This is a genomic window from Kitasatospora sp. NPDC057512, assembly GCF_042802135.1.
Classification (GTDB): Bacteria; Actinomycetota; Actinomycetes; order Streptomycetales; family Streptomycetaceae; genus Kitasatospora.
The window spans coordinates 1-3,788 of sequence record NZ_JBHVET010000778.1 but is presented as its reverse complement, the minus strand read 5'-3'; the positions used below and the strand labels follow the sequence as shown (position 1 = coordinate 3,788).

6 protein-coding genes are annotated in these 3,788 nt (G+C 70.3%); 3 read left to right on the top strand and 3 right to left on the bottom strand.

Going from position 1 to position 3,788, the window contains the following annotated elements; translation table 11 throughout:
• Positions 1 to 65: 65 nt before the first annotated feature.
• A complete protein-coding gene (locus ACFU6K_RS33575) occupies positions 66 to 503 on the bottom strand; it encodes a hypothetical protein (RefSeq protein WP_380669541.1) in 438 nt (145 codons plus the stop codon).
• 299 nt (positions 504 to 802) lie between these two features.
• Here ACFU6K_RS33575 and ACFU6K_RS33570 point away from each other — a divergent pair, with 299 nt between their 5' ends.
• A complete protein-coding gene (locus ACFU6K_RS33570; protein ID WP_380669539.1) occupies positions 803 to 1,171 on the top strand; it encodes a hypothetical protein in 369 nt (122 codons plus the stop codon).
• Between the two features lie 178 nt (positions 1,172 to 1,349).
• On the opposite strand, the gene ACFU6K_RS33565 is transcribed toward ACFU6K_RS33570, so the two are convergent.
• Entirely contained in the window at positions 1,350 to 1,808 is a 459-nt protein-coding gene (locus ACFU6K_RS33565) for a hypothetical protein (protein ID WP_380669537.1), read from the bottom strand.
• Positions 1,802 to 2,146 (bottom strand): hypothetical protein, encoded by a 345-nt coding sequence (locus ACFU6K_RS33560; RefSeq protein WP_380669535.1) that lies wholly within the window; start codon positions 2,144 to 2,146, stop codon positions 1,802 to 1,804. Before ACFU6K_RS33560 ends, ACFU6K_RS33565 begins: the two co-directional genes overlap by 7 nt.
• Before the next feature lie 568 nt (positions 2,147 to 2,714).
• Between ACFU6K_RS33560 and ACFU6K_RS33555 the strand changes: the two genes are divergently transcribed.
• Positions 2,715 to 2,990: a hypothetical protein gene (locus ACFU6K_RS33555; protein ID WP_380669533.1), complete on the top strand. Its 276-nt coding sequence runs from the start codon at positions 2,715 to 2,717 to the stop codon at positions 2,988 to 2,990.
• Positions 2,991 to 3,009: 19 nt separating this feature from the next.
• A partial coding sequence (locus ACFU6K_RS33550; RefSeq protein WP_380669531.1) for a helix-turn-helix domain-containing protein occupies positions 3,010 to 3,788 on the top strand: 779 nt, incomplete at its 3' end.

The following is a 3,788-nucleotide window of genomic DNA, read 5'->3' as shown; positions in this document are numbered from 1 at the left end:
GGGCGGGCAGCGCGCCCAGCAGGGCGAGGGCCAGCGCCGCCGCCTTCGTCGACAGGGCCATCGGCTCAGTCGATGTGGGAGCGGTGGGACTCGATGATGCGGTACTGGCTGGAGGCGTAGTCGTAGGAGACGTAGGCCGTCCAGTAGTCGCCGCTGACCGCCGGGACGCTGGTCAGGTACGAGGTGCCGTGGTCGTAGGCCCACTGCCAGGTCTCGTAGCTGTTGACGCCGATGGCGTTCGGGTCGCGCTTGTAGAGGCCGATCCAGTCGTACTTGCCGACGTTGTTCGGCGGGGTCCAGTTGATCTGGACGTAGCCGCCGTTCTTCTCGGCCCAGGTCGTGGGCGCGTCCGCCGCCAGCGTCGAGTTCGGCGCGCTCTGGACGCTCTGGACGCCGGCGGGCACCGCCGCCGAGGCGGTGGCCGTGCCCGCGAGGGGCAGGGCGACGGCCGTCACCAGGGCCGCGACGGCGGCGGCACGGGTGCGAAGGGGAATACGGGACATGCGAGTCCTCCAGGGTCGTCTGCGGGCGGCCCCACCTGGCGGCCGCCGAGTCCGTGACCGGACCGGGAACACGCTCGTGGACTCCCGCAGACAACCGGTCAACGCCCGGTCGACAACCGGTCGACGCCCTGGTCGGCACGGCGGCGGGCGGGGCTTCCCGGTATGGCCCGCACGTGCCGTGCCGCGTGGTGAAGCGGCCTCCGCGGTGGTGTTACGGTCGCACCGCGCCGACCGGCCGGTCCGGGCGAAGGGCAGTGAGGGAGCTGAACGTCGTGGACGGATACACGGATCCTTACCAGGTGTTCATCGACGTACTGGCCCACCGCCATGCGGGTGCCCAGCGGCAGGCTCTGACCGGGGAGTCGATCGCCGCCTACGCCGAACTGAACCACCTCCTGGGGCGCACCAAGGGAACGCTGGCAAGGGCGGCGTGGCTCGACTGCGCCGACGAGCTCGACCGGTGCGTGAACCTCTACAGAAGCGCCTGGACGCGGTTCGCCTCGGTGGTCGGCGACGACTACCCGAACGGTGCGGACACCGCGCCCTCGCCGGAGCTGGGCCCGGAGACGACGCGGGCGTTCCAGGAAGCCGCGGACGGGCTCCGGGCCGTGCTCGACGTCCTGCGGAGGGAAGCCCGCCTGCTCGGCTGCGAGAGCTGGGCGCGTTAGGCGGTGTCGTCGATGTGGTCTTGGCTAGTAGATCACGGTGCGGTGTGGTGAGGCCTTGTCGCCAGGCGCGGCAAGACCACGAGGTCCTACCAGGCGGCCGTCACCTTGCTGTACTCCTCATGTGGGCGTGATCCTTGGCCACATCACCTTGAGCGAGACGCGCAGACGATGTCCTTGATCAACGCGCCCTGAAGCCCAGGCGCCTCGGAATGTCGTCCATCCTGCACATCTCCGCGACCTGCTCCGTCAAGCGGTCCAGGGCATCTTCCAGGGAGAGCTGATCGCTCCGCTCCAGGTGGAGAGTGTGGAGGCCGGCGCCGAATTCACCCCGGGGCTGATCGAGATCGATGTCCACCAGGGCTTCCACGGCCCAGCCATCCGATGTGACCGTCGCGCCTGCGGAGAACCGTAGCTCGCTGACGTCGGGACAGAAGGCGAAGCAGTGGTGGAGAAGCAGCTCTGGGCCGGCAGGGCGCTGTTCGATCCGAATGGATGGCACCAGCCCGGACTCATCGCCAAAGGCGAAGGCGATGTAGAGCTGGGTGGTGAAGTCGTCCAGTTGTCTGTGCAGTCGGTTCATCGTGGTGAGCAGGAGAGCTACACCCCGGGCCTCACTCGCACCTGCGGCGTTCAACATGGGTAGATCATCGCGCAGAAGCGATAGCGCCTGAAGCCGGGTATGCAGGAGTGCGTCTGCCGTACTTCGTGCCGACAGCCCTGAACCTCAGTGGGATATCGCGACCGTTGGACGAGATGTCTCAGGAGCTTCTTTCCGGCACGGGTGGTGGCGTCGAAGGCGTCGGGCAGGGCGGCGCCGGGGGCGTCGTCCTCGGCGATCCACGTCCACGCGGGGCGGTACTCGCCGTCGGCGAGCCGGGACCGGTACGTGTCGGCAGTGAGGTCGCAGGCCGGGTCGGCGACGAGGAGGGGGAGGGCGCGGTCGAGGTCGGACGGGGTGGTGGGGCGGAAGGGCACGGTGCCTCCGGGGCGGTGGGGGCGGGGTGCAACCGGTCCTCCCCGAGGGCCGCCGTGCACGGCGGGGGATGCGGGGCCGGGGGAGGGGCGGTGGCGGGGTCCGTCACAAGTGGAGCGCCCGCCACCGCCGGAGTGCAGAGAGACCGCCTCGGGCCACCGGGGCCGGGCGGTCTCTGCTGTTCGGGCGGGCCCATGCGCCAACACGGCCCGCTGCCGATGTTCCCGAGAATGTTGGAGTGAACAGCGCCCCCCGGGTTCCGGACCCGCAGGTCCGGGTGACGCCGCTGTCAATCGTCACACCCGGCCAGGACGGCTTACAAGGGCGCGCTGCACAAAGGCGCATCAAAATCCGGTTTCGATTCGCTGAACTGCGGCTTCCTGGTACGGCGTTCGCAAGATTTCAGGTAGGGGCCGGGACTGTCGCGCATCAATCGACGCGATGTTCGCGGAACCGATTGGGATTCACCCATATGCCTGACAGAGTGTCATCCAACGGGCACCCCGTGCGACGCCAACCGCACAAGTGCCCACCCGTTGGAGTGGACAGTGATATAGGAGGGTTCCCTCGATGACGAGGAAGCGGAACAAGCGCGTCCCCATCCCCTGCGTGGACGGCGTCCCGAGGCCCGCGCGCCGCCCGGCCCTGACCTGGCCGTTCGTGGCCGGACAGTCGTCCGTGACGGCCGTGACCGCCGGTCAGGTGGCGGTGGTGATCGTCGTGGTCGTCCTGACGGTCGCGCTCACCGCCGTCCTGGTGGCGACCGGCATGTCGGCCGGAGTGGCGCTCGAACTGACCACCGGGGGCTGGCTGTTGGCCTCCAGGATGCAAAGGGGACGGGCCTAGGGGAGAGCGCCTGCCTGCGATGGGACGCCGAGAGAACCCGATCGAGACGACCGAACCGGCGCTGAGCCGACTGGCCGCCTGGCTGCGCGAGCAGCGCGAGCAGGCCGGGTTGACGTACAGTCAGCTCGCCGTTCGGACCAACTACCACGCCACCACCCTGCAACGGGCCGCCAGCGGACGCTCCCTGCCGAGCTGGAAGGTCGTCGAGGCCGTCACCAGCGAATGCGGCGGCGACCTCAAGACGGCCCGGCGCAAGTGGGTCCACGCCAACTACTGGGCCCACGTGCCCCGCCCCTCGGGCAGCCGGCGGCTGCGCGCGCCGAGGCGGGTCGACCCCCAGCAGGTCGACTCCTTCGCCGACCTGCGCCGGGCGATGCACGAGATGCGCCGCAAGGCCGACTGGCCCTCCCTGCGGGAGCTGGACCGCCGGGCCCGCGACCGGGGCGGGCGCCTGCCCTCCAGCACGCTGGCCCTGGTCCTCAAGGGCGAGGCCCCGCTGCGCAAGCCCGTCTTCCTCGCCTACATGGAGGTCTGCGGGGTCCGGGAGGCCCGCCGCGCCCTGTGGGCGGCGGCCTGGGACCGGACGAACAACGCCCGCACCCCGTTCCCGGTGAACTCGCGCACGTACCAGAGCGAGTTCACCCGGGCCATGCAGTCCTCCAGCGCCGGGACGTCGACGGACATCCTGTTCCGGCTCTGGATGACCCTGCGCACCAACCTGGCCGCCGACCGCGACGAGGGCCCCGGCCACTCCGGCGCGGCGGGCCGCGGAGGCACCGACGACAACCCGCCGGTGCT

What these genes read in the sequence shown, in the direction of transcription:
- ACFU6K_RS33575 (WP_380669541.1), bottom strand. Translation starts at nt 503, where the DNA reads ATGTCCCGTATTCCCCTTCGCACCCGTGCCGCCGCCGTCGCGGCCCTG.
- ACFU6K_RS33565 (WP_380669537.1), bottom strand. Translation starts at nt 1,808, where the DNA reads ATGTTGAACGCCGCAGGTGCGAGTGAGGCCCGGGGTGTAGCTCTCCTG.
- ACFU6K_RS33555 (WP_380669533.1), top strand. Translation starts at nt 2,715, where the DNA reads ATGACGAGGAAGCGGAACAAGCGCGTCCCCATCCCCTGCGTGGACGGC.